The organism is Methanobacterium formicicum DSM 3637 (genome assembly GCF_000302455.1).
Taxonomy (GTDB): Archaea; Methanobacteriota; Methanobacteria; order Methanobacteriales; family Methanobacteriaceae; genus Methanobacterium; species Methanobacterium formicicum_A.
On sequence record NZ_AMPO01000002.1, the window covers coordinates 243760 to 267082 of the forward strand.

General features: G+C 34.4%; 23 protein-coding genes. 15 read left to right on the plus strand and 8 right to left on the minus strand.

The features are described from left to right. Window positions 1-226 precede the first annotated feature (226 nt). The 7 genes from A994_RS03805 to A994_RS03835 all read left to right on the plus strand — a co-directional run bounded on the left by A994_RS03805 (window position 227) and on the right by A994_RS03835 (window position 8727). Window positions 227-1366: an ABC transporter permease gene (locus A994_RS03805; protein ID WP_004029966.1), complete on the plus strand. Its 1140-nt coding sequence runs from the start codon at window positions 227-229 to the stop codon at window positions 1364-1366. A gap of 53 nt (window positions 1367-1419) precedes the next feature. Next, on the plus strand, window positions 1420-2100 hold the full coding sequence (locus A994_RS03810) for an ABC transporter ATP-binding protein (protein WP_004029967.1): 681 nt from the start codon (window positions 1420-1422) through the stop codon (window positions 2098-2100). Window positions 2101-2587: 487 nt separating this feature from the next. After that, complete coding sequence (locus tag A994_RS03815; RefSeq protein ID WP_004029968.1) at window positions 2588-2902, plus strand: hypothetical protein; 315 nt, start codon at window positions 2588-2590, stop codon at window positions 2900-2902. A 177-nt stretch (window positions 2903-3079) separates the two neighbouring features. Further along, window positions 3080-3562, plus strand: a complete 483-nt coding sequence (locus A994_RS03820) for a DUF488 domain-containing protein (RefSeq protein WP_004029969.1) — start codon at window positions 3080-3082, stop codon at window positions 3560-3562. Window positions 3563-3921: 359 nt separating this feature from the next. After that, the gene (locus A994_RS03825) at window positions 3922-6738 is read left to right on the plus strand and encodes a DEAD/DEAH box helicase (RefSeq protein ID WP_004029970.1); all 2817 of its coding nucleotides are present in this window, start codon (window positions 3922-3924) and stop codon (window positions 6736-6738) included. 171 nt (window positions 6739-6909) lie between these two features. After that, on the plus strand, window positions 6910-7404 hold the full coding sequence (locus tag A994_RS03830) for a hypothetical protein (protein WP_004029971.1): 495 nt from the start codon (window positions 6910-6912) through the stop codon (window positions 7402-7404). A 330-nt stretch (window positions 7405-7734) separates the two neighbouring features. Next, window positions 7735-8727 carry a magnesium transporter gene (locus A994_RS03835; RefSeq protein ID WP_004029972.1) on the plus strand — a complete coding sequence of 331 codons (993 nt, stop codon included), beginning with the start codon at window positions 7735-7737 and terminating at the stop codon, window positions 8725-8727. 618 nt (window positions 8728-9345) lie between these two features. Here A994_RS03835 and A994_RS03840 read toward each other — a convergent pair. The 4 genes from A994_RS03840 to uppS all read right to left on the minus strand — a co-directional run bounded on the left by A994_RS03840 (window position 9346) and on the right by uppS (window position 12329). Further along, window positions 9346-9738, minus strand: coding sequence for a hypothetical protein (locus A994_RS03840; RefSeq protein ID WP_004029973.1), 393 nt, complete (start codon window positions 9736-9738; stop codon window positions 9346-9348). Window positions 9739-9750: 12 nt separating this feature from the next. Further along, a complete protein-coding gene (locus A994_RS03845; RefSeq protein WP_004029974.1) occupies window positions 9751-10353 on the minus strand; it encodes a hypothetical protein in 603 nt (200 codons plus the stop codon). A 290-nt stretch (window positions 10354-10643) separates the two neighbouring features. After that, window positions 10644-11297, minus strand: a complete 654-nt coding sequence (rnc, locus tag A994_RS03850) for a ribonuclease III (protein WP_004029975.1) — start codon at window positions 11295-11297, stop codon at window positions 10644-10646. Window positions 11298-11561: 264 nt separating this feature from the next. Beyond that, entirely contained in the window at window positions 11562-12329 is a 768-nt protein-coding gene (gene uppS / locus A994_RS03855) for a polyprenyl diphosphate synthase (protein ID WP_004029976.1), read from the minus strand. A 377-nt stretch (window positions 12330-12706) separates the two neighbouring features. Here uppS and A994_RS03860 point away from each other — a divergent pair, with 377 nt between their 5' ends. From A994_RS03860 to A994_RS13615, 7 genes are all read left to right on the plus strand, one after another. Next, window positions 12707-13765: an HNH endonuclease gene (locus tag A994_RS03860; RefSeq protein ID WP_004029977.1), complete on the plus strand. Its 1059-nt coding sequence runs from the start codon at window positions 12707-12709 to the stop codon at window positions 13763-13765. 22 nt (window positions 13766-13787) lie between these two features. Further along, the gene (locus A994_RS03865; RefSeq protein WP_004029978.1) at window positions 13788-14858 is read left to right on the plus strand and encodes an SMODS domain-containing nucleotidyltransferase; all 1071 of its coding nucleotides are present in this window, start codon (window positions 13788-13790) and stop codon (window positions 14856-14858) included. Beyond that, complete coding sequence (locus tag A994_RS03870) at window positions 14858-16744, plus strand: ThiF family adenylyltransferase (protein ID WP_004029979.1); 1887 nt, start codon at window positions 14858-14860, stop codon at window positions 16742-16744. The genes A994_RS03865 and A994_RS03870 overlap by 1 nt, the downstream gene beginning before the upstream one ends. A 6-nt stretch (window positions 16745-16750) precedes the next feature. Next, window positions 16751-17230, plus strand: a complete 480-nt coding sequence (locus A994_RS03875) for a Mov34/MPN/PAD-1 family protein (RefSeq protein WP_004029980.1) — start codon at window positions 16751-16753, stop codon at window positions 17228-17230. Between the two features lie 51 nt (window positions 17231-17281). Further along, window positions 17282-18706, plus strand: a complete 1425-nt coding sequence (locus A994_RS03880) for a DUF5677 domain-containing protein (protein ID WP_004029981.1) — start codon at window positions 17282-17284, stop codon at window positions 18704-18706. A 15-nt stretch (window positions 18707-18721) separates the two neighbouring features. Further along, entirely contained in the window at window positions 18722-18904 is a 183-nt protein-coding gene (locus A994_RS03885) for a hypothetical protein (protein ID WP_004029982.1), read from the plus strand. Between the two features lie 430 nt (window positions 18905-19334). Then, window positions 19335-19466 (plus strand): hypothetical protein, encoded by a 132-nt coding sequence (locus tag A994_RS13615; RefSeq protein WP_004029983.1) that lies wholly within the window; start codon window positions 19335-19337, stop codon window positions 19464-19466. 4 nt (window positions 19467-19470) lie between these two features. On the opposite strand, the gene A994_RS03890 is transcribed toward A994_RS13615, so the two are convergent. From A994_RS03890 to A994_RS03900, 4 genes are read right to left on the minus strand one after another with little or no spacing between them, the layout of a single operon-like run. Further along, window positions 19471-20919: a DNA-directed DNA polymerase gene (locus tag A994_RS03890; RefSeq protein WP_337465629.1), complete on the minus strand. Its 1449-nt coding sequence runs from the start codon at window positions 20917-20919 to the stop codon at window positions 19471-19473. After that, window positions 20895-21206 (minus strand): hypothetical protein, encoded by a 312-nt coding sequence (locus tag A994_RS13640; protein WP_337465612.1) that lies wholly within the window; start codon window positions 21204-21206, stop codon window positions 20895-20897. Before A994_RS13640 ends, A994_RS03890 begins: the two co-directional genes overlap by 25 nt. Then, window positions 21206-21679 (minus strand): hypothetical protein, encoded by a 474-nt coding sequence (locus A994_RS03895; protein WP_004029984.1) that lies wholly within the window; start codon window positions 21677-21679, stop codon window positions 21206-21208. The genes A994_RS13640 and A994_RS03895 overlap by 1 nt, the downstream gene beginning before the upstream one ends. 4 nt (window positions 21680-21683) lie before the next feature. Continuing rightward, window positions 21684-22067 (minus strand): hypothetical protein, encoded by a 384-nt coding sequence (locus A994_RS03900; protein WP_004029986.1) that lies wholly within the window; start codon window positions 22065-22067, stop codon window positions 21684-21686. Window positions 22068-22445: 378 nt separating this feature from the next. Between A994_RS03900 and A994_RS12835 the strand changes: the two genes are divergently transcribed. After that, a complete protein-coding gene (locus A994_RS12835; RefSeq protein ID WP_004029987.1) occupies window positions 22446-23195 on the plus strand; it encodes a zinc ribbon domain-containing protein in 750 nt (249 codons plus the stop codon). The last annotated feature ends 128 nt before the right edge of the window (window positions 23196-23323 follow it).

Below are 23323 nucleotides of genomic sequence, written 5' to 3' on the forward strand. Positions count from 1 at the left end.
ATGAATAAAGTTGGATGAATAAGGGAAATTAAGAGGAATAAAGTAAACTTGGATGACAATGTAACTTTAGATGAATAAAATTTATTGCTAGATCAGGAATTAACATGATTAATAGTAATAAAAAGATAGTTAAATTTATATCTATTACAATCCTAATTATCTGTTCTAATTCACTTATTTAAAACTATTAAAATGATTATGAATTAAATGAAAAGGTTGAATTATAATGTTGGATATCGCTTTTAAAGATTTTAAGGCCAAAAAAGGCCGTACTGCCATGTGTATAATTGGGGTTATGGTGTGTGTTTTACTCATAGGCACCGTAAACCTGGTTTTATATGAAATGGAATCAGGACTCAAAGGAGACCTGGGAACAGTTAACGGAAAATTGTACTTTGAAAAAAACGGAACCAGTTTCCCACCCTATGCCAGTATAATCCCGGAAAGTCTGGGAAATGAAGTCCTGGATCGCTCGGAGGTTAACCATGATAAAAGTACCAAAGCACTCTTTGCACCCATTCAGGGAAGTAATGATACCCGTTACACCATGATCGTGGGGGTCACACCGGGTAAGGAGCAGGCCTTCATAGAAAACACCACTGTAACTGGTAAAAGTTCCTTGGTGGGTGAAAGCGATAATGCAGTTATCATGGGATCAGAGGCTGCCAAGACTTACAATGCCACTGTGGGTAGTGACATAACTGTTCAGGGAAACCAGTACCATGTGATTGGTATTATGAAACAGGTAGGTACAGGATGGCCCCTGACCATTGACAGTTCCATGGTCATGTCTCTTCCACATGCCCAATCTGTCATGGAAATGCCCAGCCTCATATCCACGGTTATCATCATACCCAGTGGATCCATAGACAGTGCAGAAACCAGCCTGCAGGATGCCTATCCCAGCTACAGCATTTACTCACAAAATGATACCCAGAAAACACTGGATGATAACCTCAGCCAGATCCGGATATTCATGAACATGATCAGTCTCTTTATCTTCGTGGTATCGGTGATTATCATCATGATCGTGATGATGATGTCGGTTAAGGAAAGAACCAGGGAAATAGGTACCATGAGGGCTATTGGAACGCGGAAACGATCAATTTTGGCACTTATAATTTATGAATCCCTGATCCTGAGCCTGATCGGTGGTGTTCTTGGAATCATACTCATGTCCCCCACCTTCAGTATACTGGGAGTGTTAATGGGCGCATCTGATGTGAACTTCCTGAGTTTCAACATACCCAGTGCCATCGTCACCCAGGTTCTGGTGATTGTCTTTATAATTGGAACCTTCAGCGGGCTCATACCTGCCTATCTGGCCACCCGTATCAGCCCTATAGATGCCCTGAGATATGAATAGTTGAAAGAAAGGGAGAGTTATCAAATTTAATATTAAGTGAGAAGGTGTTAAATATGAATGGTTTAATTAAGGGAGAAGGACTTTGGAAGACCTATAAATTGGACAGTACTGAGGTCCACGCCCTGAGGGGATTGAATATATCAGTTGATGAAGGTGAATTTGTATCCATAATGGGCCCATCTGGTTCTGGTAAATCAACTCTCCTCAACATGATTGGGGGTCTGGACACTCCCACCCAGGGAGATCTCTTCATTGATGGGAAGAATATATCCTCCATGAATGATGGTGAACTGACCCGGATGCGGGCAGAAAATATTGGCTACATATTCCAGACTTTCAATCTCTTACCTGCTTTAAGTGTCCGGGATAATGTTGGGTTTCCCATGAGGAACCTCACTGGTGATAAGAAGATGGATAAATCCTCCAGAATTAAAAGAGCTGAAGAATGTATTGAGATTGTAGGTCTCACACCCCGAATGAATTACCTCCCTTCCAAGCTCTCTGGAGGAGAAAGACAGCGAGTGGCAATTGCCCGGGCCCTGGTTAATCATCCTAAATTCATCCTGGCAGATGAACCAACAGGAAACCTGGACTCTGAGGCCACAGAAAACATAATCAACCTCCTGCACCAGGTAAATGATGAAGGCACCACCGTGGTCATGGTTACCCACGATGTGGATACCACCAAAAATACCAGGGTAATGAAGATCAGGGACGGAGTTATTGAAGAATAATTCCCCCATATTTTTCAAAATTACCCATTATTAATTTTAAAATTTTACCCATTGTTTATTTTTAAATATTGACTATTTTTTTTAAAAAAAACATAAATATTACATATATTATATTAAATATTATCATTTTATTATTTACACATATCTGACAATACAGTATGGACAGAAATTTGCATTTTTAACCTCCAATATGGTTATAAAATGTTAATCAATATGGTTAAAATTCAATAATGTTTAAAAAGTCAGTTAGTAACCTTTATAGTCATTTTATTAGGGTTAATGAGTAAGTATAAATTCTTCCATGGTTAAAATATTAAAAACAAGACTAAAAAAATAGACACGTGTCTTGATTTAGAATGAGATGTAACTTGAATTAACTATCTATCTTGATTTAGAAGATAATTTATCCTGATTTGGAAGATAACTTATCCTGATTTAGAATAAATTTAAATAAATCACACTAAATAATTGGAAGAGGGATCAAACTATGAGTGAATGGACTGAAGTTAAAAGAGATGAAGAGAAGGTGGAAAAACCCACATTCTGGGAACCAGCAGCAATCGGAGAAACAATACAGGGAAAATACATTGATCTGGAGGAGGATGTGGGTCAGTTTAAGAGCAACCTTTACACTATCCGGACCACTGAGGGTGAAGTTAAGATATGGGGCTCTACTGTCCTGGATGAATTGATGAGAAAAGTGAACCTTAATAATGAAGTCCGCATAACTTTCAACGGCAAACAACCATCCAAGAGTGGTAAAAATCCTTGGAAAGATTTTAAAGTAGAATACCGTGAATAATATTATTTAAAAAGCCAAATTTTTAAAAAATTAGATTTATTTAAGAATACAGATTAATTTCATACATCTATATTCAATAGACATGTTTATTTCAATTTTATTTCAATAGAATGTTATTTCAAAGTAATTATTTGAATAGAAATACTTAAATTAATTTGAATCAAGAAATAAGAGATTATGTCAACTATAATTTTCACAATAGGCCACAGCAACCACCCATTTTCCAGGTTCATAGAGTTAATCCAGAAACAGGGTATCCAGATGGTGGTGGATGTTCGAAGTAGACCTTACAGTAAATACACTCCCTATTACAGTAAAAAACCTCTGGAAGAAGGATTGAAAGAGTACCAGGTTGAGTACCTTTATTTGGGGAATAAGATTGGTGGAAAGCCAGATGATGCCAAATTCTACCATGATGGTGAACTCCTCTACCACCTCATGGAAGAGGATGAAAAGTATCAGGAAGGACTTAAAATACTCCTGGAGATTTCTCGGGACAATCGAATTGTTATTATGTGCAGTGAAGAGGATCCATACCACTGCCATCGCCACCACCTCATCAGCCAATCACTACTTAAAAACAACTTCCAAATAACTCATATAAGGGGTAATGGTAATCTGGAGAAAGTTAGAAGTGATTACCAGACCAGATTATTCTAAATTAACGTGATTACCCTACCAGATTATTCTAAATTAAATAATACGATAAAGGGTTATTAATGGATAATTATGAAATATTTCTTATTTTTTGGAAAATTTCTTTTTGTTAGGAAATCATGAATAATTCCTTTTAAGAGAGAAATTTGAAATATTCATTTAAAGAAGAAAATAGGAATATTTCTTAAAGAATGGAATTATGTGTATAATTTCTTTTAAGAGGGAAAACCGGAAATATTCATTTAAGAAAGAAATTATGAAATTGTTGTTTTTTAGAAAGGAAATTATAATATATCTGTTTTGAAATAGTAGACTAGAGAAAAATTTAGAATACATGTTATTTACTACAAATCCTGATTTAAATGCTTAAAAACGTCCTTGATACACTGGAAGGTAACCGTATCTTTCGCAGGAAAGTGGAACATATTGAAACACTCAATCCACGGAAGGCAGAGTACGGTGAAGTAGAGGACCTCCCGGAGTCAATCCAGAAATACCTCAAGGACAGCCAGATAAGACTTTACAAGCACCAGGTTAGGGCTACAGAACTCATCCGGAATGGGGAAAATATCCTCATCACCACCCCCACTGCTTCCGGGAAAACACTGGCCTTTAATCTACCCATCATGGAAACCATGGCCAGGGATGAGGAAGCCACTGCTCTTTACATCTACCCAGCCAAGGCACTGGCCAATGACCAGTTAAATGTTCTCAAACACCTGGAATCATCCTGTAACCTTAAAATCAATCCGAACATTTATGATGGTGACACTCCCCGAAATATTCGCCCCTGGATCAAGGAAAATTCACGTTTGATTTTAACCAATCCCTACATGTTACACCTTATAATGGGATGGAACCACCAGTGGACACGTTTTTACAAAAACCTCAAATATGTGGTGATTGATGAAGCCCACCATTACCGTGGTGTGTTCGGATCAAATGTGGCCTTCCTTATCCGTAGGTTAAGACGGATATGTAACCATTATGGTAGTTATCCTCAGTTCATTCTATCATCGGCTACACTGGCTAATCCTGATGAGTTCAGCCGCAACCTGGTGGGGACATCCTTCCAGGAAATTAATGAAGATACTTCCCCCAGTGGAAAGAAGCACTTCATTCTTTACAACCCTTACGCCCGGTGGGGTGATCTATCCACCCACCAGGAGACCAGTAACCTGTTCCAGTTAATGGTTTTAAATGACCTGCAAACCCTGTGTTTCACCATCAGCCGGAAAATGGCAGAACTCATAGCTATGTGGGCTAAAAGAGAATTAAATCAACATAACCCCCAGCTGGTTAACCGTATAACCGCATATCGTTCCGGTTACCTGGCCAGTGAAAGAAGGAAAATAGAAAATGGCCTTAAAACCGGTAACCTGGTGGGTGTGACCTGTACCAATGCCCTGGAACTGGGAATGGATATTGGGAGTTTGGATGGGGTTATAATCAGCGGGTACCCTGGAACCATGATCAGCACCTGGCAGCAGGCAGGAAGAGCAGGAAGGGGTGAGAACGAGTCCATGGTGGTAATGGTGGCATTTGAAAACGCACTGGACCAGTACCTTATGAAGCACCCTGAATTCCTGTTCCATAAATCCCATGAAAATGCGGTAATCGACCTGCATAATAAAAAAATCACCAATGGCCACCTCCTGTGTGCAACCAAGGAGTTACCCCTGACTGTGGATGAATTTGAAAAATACTTTGATGCTGATTTTGATGCCCTGGAGGATCTGCGCCAGCAGGGACTTCTCAAGGAAACTGGTGTGGGTCTGGTTTATACCGGACGCCAGGAACCAGCCATGAACATCAGCCTGGATCAAATATCCAGTGATAACTTCAAGGTATTCCATGACCAACACCTGATGGAGACAATGGACAGGCAGCACGCCTACAGTGAAGCTCATGAAGGAGCAGTACTCATCAACCAGGGTGAAACATACACTGTGGATAGTTTTAACCTGGCTAAAAGAACCATCAATGTTAAGAAGATGGATGTGGATTACCATACCCAGGCCCTGAAGAATGTGGATGTTTCCATTGTAAAGGAACTTAACACCAGGGAAATAGGTAACTTCAGGGTCTCTTTTGGTGAGGTGAAGGTTACCCAGGATTTCTACAAGTACAAGGCCATGATCTACGGTAAAACCCTGTCCACCCACAACCTGGACCTACCCCCATTGAAGTATCACACCCGTGGGCTGTGGTTCACCATTCCAGGAGTGGTGGCAGACAGTCTGGAGAACATATTCACCAAGAAAGATGCCTTTGCCGGTAGCCTGCACGGAGCAGAACACGCCCTCATATCCATGTTCCCCTTACTGGTACTCTGTGACCGTTTTGATATAGGTGGTTTATCCACCAATTACCATCCTGAAACAGGTAAGGCCACAATCTTCATCTATGATGCTTATGAGGGTGGTATTGGTTTGGCTGAGAAAGCGGTGGAGGTCATGGAGAAACTGGTGGAAGTCACCAGGGACATGGTTAAAAGCTGCCAGTGCCGTAAGGGCTGCCCCACATGCATTTACTCCCCTAAATGTGGTAATGATAACAAACCCCTACATAAAAATGGTACGATTTTCCTCCTGGAAGCTATTTTGAAGATGATGAAGGGTGAAACAGTTGATCTATCCAATGAACCGGGCTTTGAGCTTATACCTAAAAGTAGTGGGTCATTTAAATCACCTGCAATGGGTAGTGAGGGTTACCAGGAGTTTGAAAACCCTGAAAACTTAAACCGTAAAGGTGAATCATTTTATCTCAATGGAAATCTCAATGAAGCAGCTCGATGCTTCCAAAAGGTATTGGAAATGGATGAAAATAATATCTCTGCCCTGAAATATCAGGGAATTATCCTGGCCAAACAGGAAAAACCTGAAAAAGCACTTGAATTTTTCGAAAAAGTACTCTTAATCCAATCAGACGATCCAGAAACCCTTTATTATCAGGCAGTTTTATTTAACGAAACAGAACAATATGCGGAGAGTAAAAATATATCAATGAAACTACTTAAGGCCCGACCAGACTGGGATGATGCCTGGTCTGTCCTGGCAATTGCACTCCATGCACTGGGGGATAGGGAAAAAGCCATAGAAGCTTACAGCAAAGCACTGGAACTTGATCCACTTAACCATGATGCTGCAATAAATTTGAAAGACTTGCTGGATAGTTAAGCACGTATTAAAAGATTTTTCATTAATAAATGGGTTTATAACATTTAATAAAGGCTAATAAACACTTAAAATAATGGTTAATGTTCAGTTAAATAAATGATTCATAAGAACTAATGCGTATTTTTTTAATCTCCGATAATTTTAATAGCCAACCATTTTAAAAATGTAACCATGAAAATTAAAGGTTCTTCTGAGGCCACAAGTTGTGACTGTATTCTGGAAAAAGATGGTTTACTTCTTAAATACAAAGGTTTTTTCGGAGGGGATAAGGGAGAAGAGTTCATTAAGTACAGTGACATGCACAACATTTCCCTGGAAAAAACCGCAGGTTTAGTTTCATCCCCCATAATAATTATAGACATCCCTAACGGTACTAAAAAGGTTGTCTTGCTTGGTAAACATTTTAAAATGTTCTATGAATTACTGGAAGCAAACACCCCACATATTCCCAGTGAAAAATCCATTGAATACGAAGAACCTGTCGAAAACTCTTCAATTCTTAAATCCATAACTGGAAAAGATAATAAGAAAATAGATGAATCATTAGATGTAGATGAATCAAATCACTTTAAAAGCATTACAGAAGCAAAGAAGCTCCTTGATATGGGAGCTATTACTGAAGAAGAGTATGATTTAATTAAAAGTAAACACTTAAAGAATATGTAAACACACTATTTTTCAACCTTTTTTTAAATAATGTTCCGGTACGTAAGTAATATGAGTAATATTAAGACTTTTTAGGACAATATAAGATAGATTACAATCCATTTAAGACAATATAATCAATTAAAATCTTTAAGATATGTTTAAATGAAAATACCTTCTTAAATGGCAATAAATTTTAATAAAAAACATGTATAAATGAAAAATAACATTTTAAAATAAAAATAGTCTGTTTAAATAAAAATCAATCAAAAGTAAATCTGAAAGTAAAAACGGTCTGAAAATCAGAAATATTAACAATCAATAAGTATAGTTCAGGGAGAGGGATCATAAATGGAACAACCATTAGATTATCAGGAAAAGACTGCAGGGCGGAATATGGTAACGGATGTGCCAGTATTCAGTGAAAATGACACCCTGAAAGATATTGAAGATTTTCTCATTGACCGATCATCTCAGTTTAACAGCCTTGATTATATTTACCTTACTGATAAAATTAACACCCTGGTTGGGGTTATTTCAATCAAAGATCTTCTGGTTACTGTGGATAAAACCCTGAAAGCCAGTAAAATCATGGTGAGTAACCTGGTCACTGCACAGGTAGACACAGATCAGGAGAGACTTGTTTACCTGGCTCTATCTCATGGTCTCAAATCAATACCTGTAGTGAATGAAGAGGGTGGATTTATGGGTGTGGTTCCTTATGATACCATACTACAGATATTCAACCACGAGGTACAAAGTGATGTGTTCAAGTTTGGAGGTATATTCCACAGAATAGGAGATGAGTACACCAGCATACACTCATCAGCCATCCACATGATTCGTTCACGTCTTCCCTGGTTAATAATTGGGGTTATCGGTGGAACACTTGCTGCTTCTTTAATTGCACAGTTTGAAGAACTTTTAAGCAGTTTCATTGCCCTGGCCAGTTTCATACCAGTGATGGTTTATATGAGTGATGCTGCTGGAGCACAGACTGAAGCACTTATAATACGCAGCATGGCCCTGGACACAAAACTCAACGTAAGGAAATATTTAACCCGTGAAGTGGTGGTGGCAACTGTCCTCGCAGCAATTTCAGGACTATTTGCCGCATTTATGGCATACGTCACCAGACAAAACCTGATTCTCGGTGTTATCATCTTTTTTGCCCTTTTTTTAAGCATCATTGCATCAGTTACCATAAATACACTGGCACCACTTATTTTAAGAAAATTCAAATATGATCCTGCACTGGCCACAGGTCCTCTGGCTACCATATTCAGTGATATCGCCACCCTGGCCATATATTTAGCAGTAGCCATGACTTTACTTGGAAATTAATAAATTCAGATTCATTGGACTATATGTAATGTTATTAATGTTTATTTTTTATCAATAGTTTATTCATAAGATGATACTGGATGGCTAGTTATGAGATGACAAAAGTTATAATGTCAAACGAACATAATACTCATATTTAATATGAATATTGAGATGATCCATTTATGAACAACATGGAAACAGTTATTCTCATTGTAATATTTTTCGTGATACTGGTAACTGGCCTGGTAATGTGCATGTTATAAACTAATCTGTATTAACTAAGCTTTTGTCAATTTGCTTGATTGGTAAAGTTGACTGTAATTTCCCAATAAATTTTTTTAAATACATATACTAGTAATATTCCCATATTTTTTGGTGATCCTGGAAAAAAATATTTAATTCATCAAAACAGTGTTAAAATAATCAGGACATATATACTGAACCATTGAAATAGGAATGTTTTGATGTTTTTTATTTTTACAGATATTTTATACCAGTCAAATGAGGTTTTATACCAGTCAAATGAGGTGAATGAAATTAAATAAATAATATGTTCCAGGATTTGAAATGTTTTAATTTAATGAAATATTTAATTCAAATAAAAAAAAATAATTCTATCGTTTCAAATCTTCCTGTTTACTTTTTTCCGGATTCCAGTAAATTTATGAAACTATCTAGCCCATCTTTTCCTGAATCAATTATATCAATGGCAGAGTCCAGTTCATCATCTTTAGATCTCTGGTCAACTATCAATCTGCGGATTATGAAACCTATTATACCCATTACAGCCAGGAATATTAAAAAATAAAAAATCAAAGCGAATGTATACTGTAACTGGGTTAAGTTATCCAGTGTGAGGAAGGTCAGGGTGAAAAGAACTAAAAATGCTGATGTAAAACAGCTAGCAACCACCAGTAACAGTTTCTGGTCATCGTTCTTATCACGGAAGGCTGAATAGGCTGCTATGGATAGGGAAGATCCTGCCAGGCTGAAAACCAGGAATTCTGGTATTAAGTGAATTATATCCATTTTTTTAATCCCCTACTGGTTATAACATTCCAGATTTAGCACATCTTCTTTAGTTAAGGGTTGTGCATAGTTTAAAATGTTTTCGAATGCAGTATTGTAAGTGTTTAATAATTTTTGGTTGCATTTTTTAATTCCCACTGAACCCCGTATTTCTGTGTGACGGTGCGGTTTTTCAACGTACAGATGAGAGTTGTTAAATATCATAAAATGTTTGGTGGGCCTTATTGGTAAAATAAAATATTTAACATTGGGGTTTTGGTCAAGTAAAGTGTAAATCTCAATTTTATCCTCACAGAAGACGTTTGGTCCTGAAATGATCATAATTGACCCAAAATTATGATTTGCTGCATGTTTGACAATTTCCTGGGTGTTTTCACTGAATTCTCCCACAATTACCCGGAGTTCCAGTTCACTGTTATTATCGTAGGATTTTTGATTTTTAAGATATTCAATAAGGTTGAATCTCCAAATTCTCTTTTTATAGCGTTCATCACTGTGAAATAATACGATTTCAGCACCATAACGTTCGTTGCAATTAGGGTTATGCCTGTAAACTAATTTAAACAGGATGAAAACTGCTACTAATGATGTAAGACTTATAATGGCCAGTGCCAAACCAGGGTCAAGGAGAATTTTGAATCACCTTCCAATAATTCACTTTTAGTGTTATGTGTTACACTTGAAGTGTATGTCTTAATGGTATATAAAATCATCCCCCATCAAATTATAAGTTATGATAATAATTCAAACCTCAAAAAGTTAATAAAAACAATTTTTTCTATTAATGCCTGTTTTTCTATTTACATGGGGGTTTAAAAACTAACCAAATTAGATTTAAATCCATATTAATCTGCAATAAAACTAAAATTAGAAATAAGTCTATGAATTTATAATAAAAAATTAGATTAAAGCTTTTTCAAAGCTTCTTTAGCTGCATTCTGCTGGGCTTCCTTTTTACTACCACCCCCACCCTCACCAAAATTTTTCCCATCTATCATGGCCGCCATGGTGAATATTTTTTTATGGGGTTCTCCCTTTTCGTTGAGTAACTCATAAATAATACTGAAGCCATCCTTATTGGATAATTGCTGTAATTCTGATTTATAGTCGTAAAAAAAGATATCTCCATGGTCAATGTGGGGTAGAACTGTTTGTGAAAGGAATTTTTTAACATAGCCCAGGCCTAAATCCAGATACAGTGCCCCTATAAATGCTTCGAATACATCCCCGGTAACTGAATGAAGTTCCCTGCGAGATAATTCTGCTCCTGCACCCAGTTTAACATATTTATTCAGACCAACATCCATAGAATAAGTATAAAGAGCTTTGTTACACACATAATTAGCGCGCAAACGGGTTAATTCACCTTCATCTAAATCCTGATCACTTTCATATAAAAATTCCGATACCACCAGATCCAGGACAGCATCACCTAAAAATTCCAATCTTTCATAACACTCATTAAGGTTGTTTTCATATGAATAGGACTCGTGTAAGAATGCTATATCATAAAGATGGAGATTTTTCGGTGTTATTGAAAATTTTTCCAGGATTCGCATGATAATCTGTATAACTATTAAGTAAACAGTCTTATTTATACTTATAAAATAGTATTAGCTTAGAAAATAATATAATGGATTATATTTAAATCTGTACTGTGAAGTTGAATTACAGTGAAATAAAATCATAATTGTAAAGTCAAATCTACAGTGAATTTTTATTGTAAAGATATTCTACTGTTATTTTTAAATTTACTGGTGACTTATTCCCAAAATACTGTTTAGAATACTGAAAAAGAAGTATATAATGATATAAGGGCATTATTAAACCCCATATCGTCTTTCCCTTTGCTGGTATGATCTTAAAGCCCTTAAAAAGTCTACTTTTCTGAAAGCTGGCCAGTAACTGTCACAGAAATAGAGTTCTGAGTATGATGCTTGCCATAATAAAAACCCACTGAACCTTTCCTCTCCACTGGTTCGGATAATGAGGTTAGGGTCATCCAGCCCTGCAGTGTAAAGGTTTTCATTTACCATTTTTTCAGTAATGCTGGCAGGATCCAGTTTTCCATCCTTAACTTTTTCTGAGATCTTTTTAATGGTATCCACAATTTCCAGGCGCCCATCGTAACCAATGGCTATATTCAGGATCATTTTATCATAGTTGGCCGTTGATTTTTCAGCGATGTCTATGGCCCTCCTAACATCATCCGGTAATAAATCAAGCTGCCCCACAGCTTTTACTCGGACTTCATTATTGTGTATGTTCTTATTTTGAGCGATACCTTCAAAATTTTCTTTAAAAAGTTCCATTAAACCTTCAACTTCTTCTGATGGTCGGTTGAAGTTTTTACTTGAAAAGGCATAAACAGTGACGATCTCAATACCCAGATCAACGCACCATCCTAAAAATTCTTCAAGAGTATTCCTTCCATGTTTATGACCATCTAAAGTACTCATATTTCTTTGAAACCGGGCATATCGCCGGTTACCATCCATAGTTATGGCTACATGCTTGGGCATCTCCTCCAACCGGAGATCCCGTGATATGTACCATTCGTATATCGAATAAAGTGGATCTAAAACAGACATTTCATCTTTCCTTTTTTCTTATTCAAAACAAACTCATTTAATAATTGTACCTTTAACCATAAATGCATGTTGGGTGTATCTTATTTTTTGATTTAAGTTCCTTTTTCAAAAATAAGAATATTTCAATATCTTTCAAAATTTTTAGATTCCAAGAAATATAATTAAATTACGTTAAAAAATGGAATTTTACATCAACTTCGTTATATCATGGTATATTTGATCACAAGTTCGACTATATCAAATTAATATTATTCATTATTTACAATATACGTTAGCATGCACTATATTTTTAAAGTGTAAAAATATACGTATAAATAATAAACGCACATTATATTATAATAATAAAAAATTCTTATTTGATCTGAAGGAGATAATCAATGTCATTTCCACCAGAAGTTAAAGAAAACTTATTTATAGCGTGCCATAGACGTTGCTGTATTTGTCATGAGTTTAAAGGAACTAATATGGAAGTTCATCATATTATTCAAAAAGCCGATGGTGGAAAAGACACAGAAGAAAATGGAATCCCTTTATGTTTTGATTGTCATGCCAATGTAGGCTCATATAACTCCAGACATCCTAAAGGCAATAAATATAGTCCTACTGAACTGCGTAGACACAAAGATCAATGGCTTGAAGCATGCAATAATCTACTTAATGTTATAGATGAATCCCCCAAAACACTAGAAGAGATTGTACATATGGGGATCAAAAGCTTTACAAGAGCTACTGGAAACATGCCCGATAGAACCTTATCTCTTATTGATTTTTTCGACGATAATGGAATTAAAAAAAATAGTGGTTGGAATAAAGATTTATTTAACGTTTTAGAGGAATTTATAAACAAAATTGATCCAGAAAATGCGCATCGAATCCATTTAGAGACACACTTATCCATTGCGTTCGTTGCAGGATATCTTTTAGACTCTAAATCTGGAATAGAGATATATCCAATGCAAAAAACTAGAGGTAGAGGGAAAAAAGATTGGACACCTGAACAAGAGTATACTAAAGATTATCCTAAATTAAAAGAGGAGATCTTAGTTTTTTCATCTGAACCAAAAGATGTCGTATTGGTTTTAGGAATAACGTATAATATACTGGATGCTGTTCAAAATTATATCGATAACAGCGAAATAAGGGTTTCTAAGATAATTAACTGTAATGTTGACGGAAATATAGGACATAATACTATAATAGATGGAACACATGCCATTGAACTAGCAAATAGTATTTTTAAGGTATTAAATGAAAGGAGGAGTATACAAGAAAAAAGGAACAATCTTCACATTTTTGCAGCTTGCCCAGTAGCCTTTTTTTTCTATTTAGGACAGCTTTCGAGAAAAATTGGAAAAATTGAACTATATGAGTTTAATTCAGATAATTCAACATATTTACCAACGTTTAAATTGCCTATTAATCGTTCTGAAACATAAAAATTTAATAGGGGGAAAATATATGGCTCCATTGCCGAGTTATTTTAATAAATTTTTAACTAAAATTACTTTAACATCAAATCAAGTACAAAATTTAAGTAATGGTCATCTTACATTACGAGATAGATTGGAAAATGATGAAAAACTGTCTAAAATTATTAGCAGAAACTTTTTACAAGGTAGTTATATTCGTTTTACAGCAATAAGGCCAATATCTGGAAAACGATCAGATGTCGACGTGATTGTTGTTACAACATTGGATAAGGATAATTGCTTACCGAGAGAAGCACATGACTTATTTATTCCATTTCTTGAAAAACATTATAAAGACAAATATGAAATCCAAGGACGCTCTATAGGAATCTCTTTGACAAATGTTGATCTAGATATAGTCGTGACTGCAGCACCATCAAACAGTGAAGAAGATATACTTAAAAAAATGGAATCAATTTCGGGGTTAAGTCCTTTATATTTAACTAGGGAATTAGAAAGTCCAATTGTTAAAGTTAATTATCAAGAGATAGCATTAAAAGATGATTCAGAAAAAAAAGAAACCCCATTATACATCCCTGATCGAGAAGCAAATGTATGGGAAGAAACTAATCCATTAGAACAAATTAAATGGACTAATGAAAAAAATATTGCAGCTAATGGCTACTATAGAAAAGTTGTTAAAGCTTTAAAATGGTGGCGAAACTTAAAATATCCCGGTGAAAATCCAAAAAGTTATCCTCTTGAACATTTCATTGGTGATTGCTGTCCAGACAATATAAACTCAGTAGCTGAAGGAGTAACATTAACATTAGAAAATATGGCAAATATTGAAAACAAACCTTTCCTAAAAGATCGTGGCGTTCCAGAACATGATGTTTTTGGTAGGTTAACTGAAGAAGAATATAAAGAATTCCATTCACAAGTAGTTGATGAAGCTGTTATTGCAAGGGCAGCATTAGATTCTACAGATAACGAAGAAAGTATAGAAAAATGGAGAGAATTGTTCGGCAACAGGTTTCCGGAATCACTTCAAGAAAGTGGAAGTGGATCTTATAAGAGCACTGGAAAACAAGAGGATCCTGGGGGAAGATTTGCATAATGCAACATAAAAAACTTAGTCCTGAATTAAAAGAAGGGATTAATTCATTAAAATTTATAAATGAAGTAAAAATTTTACAAAAATGGCAATGGGAACCATATTCCTCTAAATGGTTTATGAAAATATGTATAAGTACAAACACAAATAATAGGGGAAAAATACCTGATGATTCATTATGGTGTATTGTGGTTGAGGAAAATTACCCTGAAGGATTACTAAAAATATATCCTGATGCCCATAGTGATTTTAAGCTTACATTTAGACACCAATCCAATAATGGGGAGTTAGCGAAAAATAATTTATGGAGAAAAGGTAATTTATGCATTGAATCCCCCTTAAAATGTTTAGGAAAGTATGATTTTTATTCCGAGCCAATAGAGGCGGAAACTCGTTTGTTATGGAATGTCCAAAGAGCCATTGCTTGGATTCATGCCGCTAATGATAATCTGCTGGTGAAAAATGGAGACCCTTTTGAACTACCAGAATTTAAAATTAACTATCCAATATACTGTGTATTTTCCGAAGATGAACAATGCTTCACTGATTGGAAAAGTTTAGGAAAAAAATTTGGAATTGCTAAATTGGATAAATATAATTCTGAGCCATCCGTATATTTTATTAAAGAGTTTGATGATGAAAATAACAACCTAATTAAAACTGTTAGTTGGGGAAACTATTTATCACATAATTCGGATGAATTTAATTCTAAAAAGAAGTCTAAAAAATTGTTTACAGCACTTTGGGTTTTACTTGATGAGATTCCTGTTGTTAATGAATGGCAAGCTCCAAATTTTTATGGTGAACTTTTTAATGCTTGCAACAAACAAAATATTGACTTAAAATCTTTAATCCAAAAGTTAGCTTGTAATATTAGAGATGGCAATGATCATTTTCTTTTTTTAGGTTTTCCAATACCCAGGGTAATTAATGGCGCAGACTCTGTTATTCAATGGCAAGCCCTTAAACTACCCCTTCTTTCACAAAAAAAGGAAAAAATAAAAAGAACTCATGAAAGTTCAGGAAGAAAAAAAAGTAATGATGCTTCACGTTACACCAAAGGGAGCAGATCTAATAATGAAAAAGCATTATGGAATTTAGATAGGGCAAAATTCAATTCAGAACAAGAAATAGAGTGGTTAAAATCTCAAAATTGGAATATGCAAGAAATAAATAGTCGAGGACAATTATGTAAAGATCTGACTCGCATGAAAACCTTAATAATTGGTGCAGGGACCATAGGGGCTTCAATTGCGGAATTATTTTCCAGATCTGGAATAACAAATATAGGTATTATGGATGATGATCGACTTGAAGTAGGAAATTTGTCAAGACATCCTCTTGGATTAATGCAAATTGGAAAATATAAATCTGAAGAAATGGAGGCTTTTTTAAATTATACTAATCCACATATCAAAGCAGAAGGCATTAATGAGGAGTTAAAATGTTCAGATGAAATTATTGAAAAAATTACTGGATATGATTTGATTATTGATTGTACGGGTGAAGATTCTGTATTAAGGAAGATTGAAAAGTTTAGATTTGAAAGTGATAAAATATTTGCGTCTGTTTCACTAGGTGTTGGAGCTAAAAGATTATATTTATCCTTGCAAAATAGTAAAAAGTTTAAATTATTTAATTTTCGAGAAAAGATGGCACCTTGGATAAAAAAAGAGAAACATGAACTTTCAAAATATGATTTACCACGAGATGGAATCGGTTGTTGGAGTTCTATATTTCCTGCAAGATATGATGATATTTTACTTGCTTCAAGCACAGCAGTAAAAATAATTGAAGATTTCGTTATTAGAAAAGAAAAGGAATTTAATGGAGTATATAAACAATATACAAAAAATGGATTCCTTATAGGTTATATAAAAATTGAGTAGGTATTAATGAAAGTAATTAGATTTAAAAGTGCTGATAATAAGTTTTCTGTATCTTTTACTGATACAATTCTTAGTAATATCCATCATGAATGTATACAAGCTAAAAATAAAGAAACAGGTGGGATATTAATTGGTAAGTACTCAGAAGATAGAAATACAGCTATTATTAGTAAAATAACAGGACCACCAAATGGTTCAAAACAAGGTAAGTGCTCCTTCAAGAGAACACCTGTCAACTTAAATAAGATTCTTCATGATAAATGGGATTTGGGTTATCGTTATATCGGGGACTGGCATTTTCACCCTAATTCCTCTTCTAAACCTAGTACAATAGATAACATCCAGATGAACAAATTTGCAAATGATAAAAAATTAAATTGTTCTGAACCAATTCTATTAATCATTGGTGGAAATCAAAATGAAGGATGGAAAATAAGTTTACATGTTTATACTCAAAGAAACAGAATTAATTTGCAAAAAGAGTAAAAAACAGCAATATTGATAAGTAAAATTATTACATTGTTTTCAGGTGATTATATGAATAATAAAAATAGGAGTTCCTTAGATGACCATCAAAAAAAGGGTAAAAAATTAATTCCACCTCTTAAACAGATTTCTAACCTTGATTTCACATCTTGGCATAATAGATTACCTGAATACTTATATGCAGCCCTTTTAACAGCAAATTTGTCACAAGAGGAATATTTAATTAAATTTAGGTTAATGGTTGAACATTTTGCTTATGTTGAAGAAGATTTAAGGCCTGAAGATTTATCTTTAACTTCTTTAAGCAAATGCGATAAAAGTTTCCTGAGTAATGCACTACATACGCTTTTTGATGATAAAGAAATAAAAAGTATTCTTAAACCTTTACTTTTGTTTGAAGAACTTCCTGCTTATTCAATATGGAAAGATATTATTGGTTCTGAAGCTTCTGAAGAGGATTGGAATATACTTAAGATAGCAATTGGTAAAACTTTATACCATAATTCTCAAGCATCCACTGACATTAGATGGTTATGTGTAGTATATAAAATGGCTTGTGGAAACATAAGGATTAATGAAGATTTAATTGATATTATGAATAATGTATGGGATTATCCATATGAAGGAGATTTAAAAGAAGTTAGACCAACAATTAGAGTTTTGGAAGGTTCTCTCGCATATTGGGCGGAAAATTCTGCAAAATGGGTTACAAAATTTTGGGAGGAATGTTTATTTAGAACTACTCCTGAAGTCCTAGTTAGAAAACGAAACTCGCATTATAAAATAGATGAAGAGCTATCGAAAAGATTTAAAACAATTTGGAATAAGCTTTTCCAAAGATTCTATGATACATTGGAAACTTCAGATGCAGATGCAAAACATGATGCTTCTTTTGGATTAGTAATGTATTCTTTACGTATAATAACTGAATGTGTGAACCGGAATACTGGAAATTATTTAATAGGGCGTATATTATTAAGAAGTTTGGTTGAAAATTATATAACATTCGCTTATTTAGTGAAAAAGGATAAAATTGAGTTATGGGAAAGTTATCGTAGATATGGTGCTGGGCAAGCTAAGTTGGTTTCTTTAAAAGCTGAAAAATATGAGTCTGATCCTTCATTTATTAGTTTTGATGATGTGAATGAAATTGCTAATGAAGATATGCGTGAGGAATTTGTTGATATAGATCTTGGTCATTGGGCTGGAGTAGATCTTAGGAAAATGAGTGAATACAGTGATACTAAGAAAACTTATGATAAATATTATGACTGGACTTCTGGGTATTCACATGGAAATTGGGCAGCTGTAAGAGATTCAATTTATACAACAGATTTTAATCCGCTTCATAAATTAATGCGAGTTCCATCTCCAAAATTAGATTTCAATGATATTATTGGTGATATGATGGAGATTATGAATCTACAGCTTTCACTGTTATCCGAATTATATGAACTCGAAGATTTAACAATTTAATGGAAAGTGTAACTTATGAGCAGAAAAATGATCTACCAATTAAGACTAGAATGCGATAATCCAGATTGTAATCATAGTTATAATCTTAAAGTTCCTGTAAATGAAGAACCACCTCAATATCAACCATTTAAGGACTGGAAATGCAAGAATTGTGGGATAGGTGAACTCATTGTTACTGATATGAAAAAAATAGAATAAAGATCAACTCGACTCATTAAACCTACACATCATGGAAGAATACTATCAACTTCGTAATATACTGATATAACGAAGTCAATTTATTACATTTTTGACTTTATTTTAATATTATTATTTTTGTATATCACTAAAACAAAACCATCATAAATGCTCATATTTCAATGAATTAGGGTATATATGATGATCCTTTTATGTTGATTTTTAAAATTATTATATTATCATATCTACAGATTTTAATCAACATTGCAGTAAAAACGAAATTTACATAGGTTTTTTTTATTTGGATTGCTATTTTGTTAAATTTGTATTTTTTTCTTACTTAAATTGCTCCTTTTATTTGGGGCATATATTTTTCAGGAATGTAATAAAACAATAAATATAAAGTATTATATATGATTACTTATCAATTAATTATTATTAGGGTGATATTATGAGACTAGCAATAAATTTACCAAACGAATTAGTAAAAGAATTCGATGAAATTTTGAAAGAAAATGGGTATAATTCTCGAAATAAAGGGCTACAGGAAGCTATAAATCAATATATGGAGCGCAATAGGTAGAATATTACTTTTCTCCTTTTGGCATAGTCACAAAGAACCCATCAGTATCAGCATAGACAGGTTTTAAACCATGGTTTTCGGCTTTTTCTATGGTTTTTATGAGAAAATCTTTCCCCCATGCAGTAATGGCTTCTGAAGCTTCGACACAATACCAACGATATTGTGGATGGTTATACAAGCCATAAATGGTGGAGATTAGGGTTTTTAGTGCTTCTTGTCTGAAGTTTAAGATTTGTTTTTCTTCAGGATCTGTGGATTCTTTCATCTTAGCTTTGATACGGATCCGTTCGTTTAATATTTGAGCTGTGACCGTGGGAATAAAACCTATGGGCTCTTTTTTGAATTTATATCCAAATTCAGGTGCAATATGGCATGTTTCTTCATCACCATCTTGACATAAGGTTTCTAGAGAAATATTTTTAGCTACAATTATGCTAGGATATAGGCTGCGAAAATCAAAATAGCAAATATTTTCATGTAAGCCCTGTATTGGTTCTTTAACATATCCTCCTACAACGTTTCTTTCAAATTTTCCCGGTTCATTTGGTAAAATATGGTCATATTCATAGGCTTTGCGGATTAAATGCCATTTTACTTGAGTTCCTGTCCCTCTTCGGACAATATCAAATAAGGATTGCCCAACAATTCGAGCAAGCTCAATACTCATAGGCAACATCTGCTCTCCTATTTGAATAATAGCTTTTGCATCTTCTATAGAATATCTAAAAACTGCCTCTTTCCTATCACTATCATTCCAACAATTATAAATCTCCGATGCAGGAAGGTCTATTCGATCAATACCGAAAAGTACCTTGTAAACGCTTCCTACGGTATGGCTATTTAATTGGAGATGTCTGCGTGTAATCCTGTAAAGATCTACATGAATGCGACCTTTAATCATTGCTGCTTTTTTAGGAACGGTTACCAATTTAAGCTTTGATTCATCAACTCCCAATTTTAATGCTACACCTAATCTATCAGCTCTTTCCTTAATATAAGGAAAGTCAAAAGAGTCTGAGTTGTAACCAGTGATTATGTCTGGATTTTCGGCTTTTATTGTTTCCACGAATTTATTTAGCAATTCCTTCTCATTTGGTACGGTCCTTACAAATGCTGAATATGATTTTTTAGTGGAAAAAGTCTTTTCTAGCCCATGGTTACTTGAAAAACTGATTATTACAATAGGGTCTCTTTCTGGCTGTGGTATGCCATTAGGACTATTGATTTCAATGTCAAAACTCAATATTTTAAGTTCTGGCTTTAATTCCAATGCTTTTGGATGTTTTTCCACTTTAAACATACAGATGGAAGATCTTGTGGATAAAACCTTTCCTTGTACACTTACACCATTCATAGGTGATAATCCTTTATCTATAAGATATCTACGTTCAAAAGGAATATCATACTCTCTTACTTCCTGTACTGATTTTAAATTCTCAATTTTTCTTTTAATTGTTTAATATCTTTGGGATGATTAAAAGTTATCTTAAGAACTTCTCTTGTTTTTCCCATATCCCTTTTAGAGACTTTTTCTACCACATTCAGGCCCATATCACTTAATTCATCAATACAAACATCAAAAACGTGAGGTATGACATAAATGTAATGTTTAAAACTATTATCTAGCGCTATTATATGTCCTTCTTTTTCTCCGACAAGTTTACCGAATAATCTAATAACTGCTTCGCCATTCCTAGTGATGTAATCAATGTCTAAGAGCACGAATTTTTTTGTTGTCATCATTTCTTTACTTTAAGTATAGTTGGTTTGTCTTTTTGAGCCCAAAGCCAGTGCGCATATTTCAATATCTCCATTTGGTGTTGATATTTTAACTGTGGGGTTATTTTTAAAACTTTCCTATCAATATGGTACATGTCCCTACCATAGAGCTGTGGATCTCTCATTTTAAACTTAGGATCTATTTGTGAAACATAGTGGTAGGAGAAATCCATCGCTTGCTTGATGTCGAACAGGCTGGCTTGCTTGCTTTCTATCTCTGTTAGTAAGCCGGATGCTAATTTTATATCTTCAAGTTTTATAGGATCCGATTGAGCTTTTATCTGGAACAAACCATCAATATATTCGGTTATTTCGCTGTGCCACTGGTGAAAATCTCTTGCAGGGAATACCAGCAAATCCTCTGTTCGCTGGAATAGCTGTGGCCTATATGCTAGGATTTTCTTCCTGTCAACGATACCAAAACTACGTCTCATAGAATTACAGCCAGTCAGCCAGCAATGAATCTGGTGAGACATTCCTTGCAGATTCTAAAAGGAGATCTTCGGATGGATCAACAGGGATCTCGACATATGTATCTAAATATGCTTGTGAAGGACCTTTGTCCAAAAATAACTCCATATTTACATTAAGAAAATGGATCCTCTCCATAATTCGTGCCCAATAACCTGCCAGCTCCCATTCTCGCTCGCTGTCTATCTGGCTGTATTGCTTAAAAGAATACTCTATGTACTCCCTCATTGCCAGATAATTACGTCGAAACTCATCTCTCGTGTAAATAACAACTTCTTCATGGTTGAAAAACAATTCAGGATGGTATAAATGTACTTTCCGACCTCGTGGAATAGCTTCACTTACTCGCATTATGCATCACCTCGTGGGTGATTTACTATGAAGATTTGATGTTATTGGAGTTGTCCTGAAGAGCAAAAGAGAAGTAATATTATGCAAAAAATAATTTTCATTGTTGCCAAAATTTATCTTTAATGAAGTTAGCTAGAAAGACAGCCAGGGAGCGTTTTACTAAGAGCTGCGATTCATATTATGGGAGGAGATATCGAATCGATAAAAAAAAATCTTCAGATTTGCATAATGGAAATTACCAGTAATTTCTAAATTTAGATATGTAGTTCAATCAAACTGGAAAAGAGAATAAATTTTGTATTATTGCAAAAATATTAAATATGAAGATGTATTACATTTATCTACTTATTGTTATTATCCTATTAAGGGGGAGTTTGGTTGGGATACCTTATTTGTGACAAGTGTGAGGGTTATTATGAGCTGCAAGATGGAGAGTCTCCAGAAGATTTTGATGTTTGTGAATGTGGTGGGAGATTAAAATATGCTGAAAATCTTAATTCTATAAAAAAAGAAAAATTAATCTGCCCTTCTTGTGGAGTTGAGATACAAAACGACACTAAATTTTGTGGAAATTGTGGTAAGTCAATACCCATAGAGGCTAAAAAATCATCACAAAAATCATCTGTTACCAATCAAGGAGTTGGAATATTAAAAGAACTTAAAAAAATAAAAGATAAATTTTTAAATTCCAGTTTTCGTACGAAAATTATCAGTACAAGTAGTGTATTCGTTTTATTAATCTTGGTATTTGTAATTTTATCTGGAAATACTGCTGCTACTCAATATAATGATAATAATATAAGTTTTGATTATCCTAAAGACTGGAAAATTGGTTATCAAAATTCCGGCGAAATCATGTTTGATTATCCATCACAAATATCTAGAGCAGAAATAAAGAGTTATCCACTCGATTCAGACTATTTACAAATGTTAAAAAACGATGGATTTACAAAAAAGACTCTAAATGGTTATACCTATTATGAAAAAAGGTCAACTGGAGGTACGAAAACTCTTAATACAGGTATTTTTGTAAAAGATAAAAACGGATGGACTATAGTAATCGCTGGGGATAAAGATCAAGCCAATAATGCATTTAATATGATTATAAATAGTTTTAGAATTCAATAATATTAGTTGGGTAATCTATCTATTTTTTTTATAGATGCATGATATTTATCTTTAAAGAACGTTACACCAAATGACAGCAAACAAGTCAGCACGTATTTTAGTGAGAGCTGCGTTGAATATTATTTGAG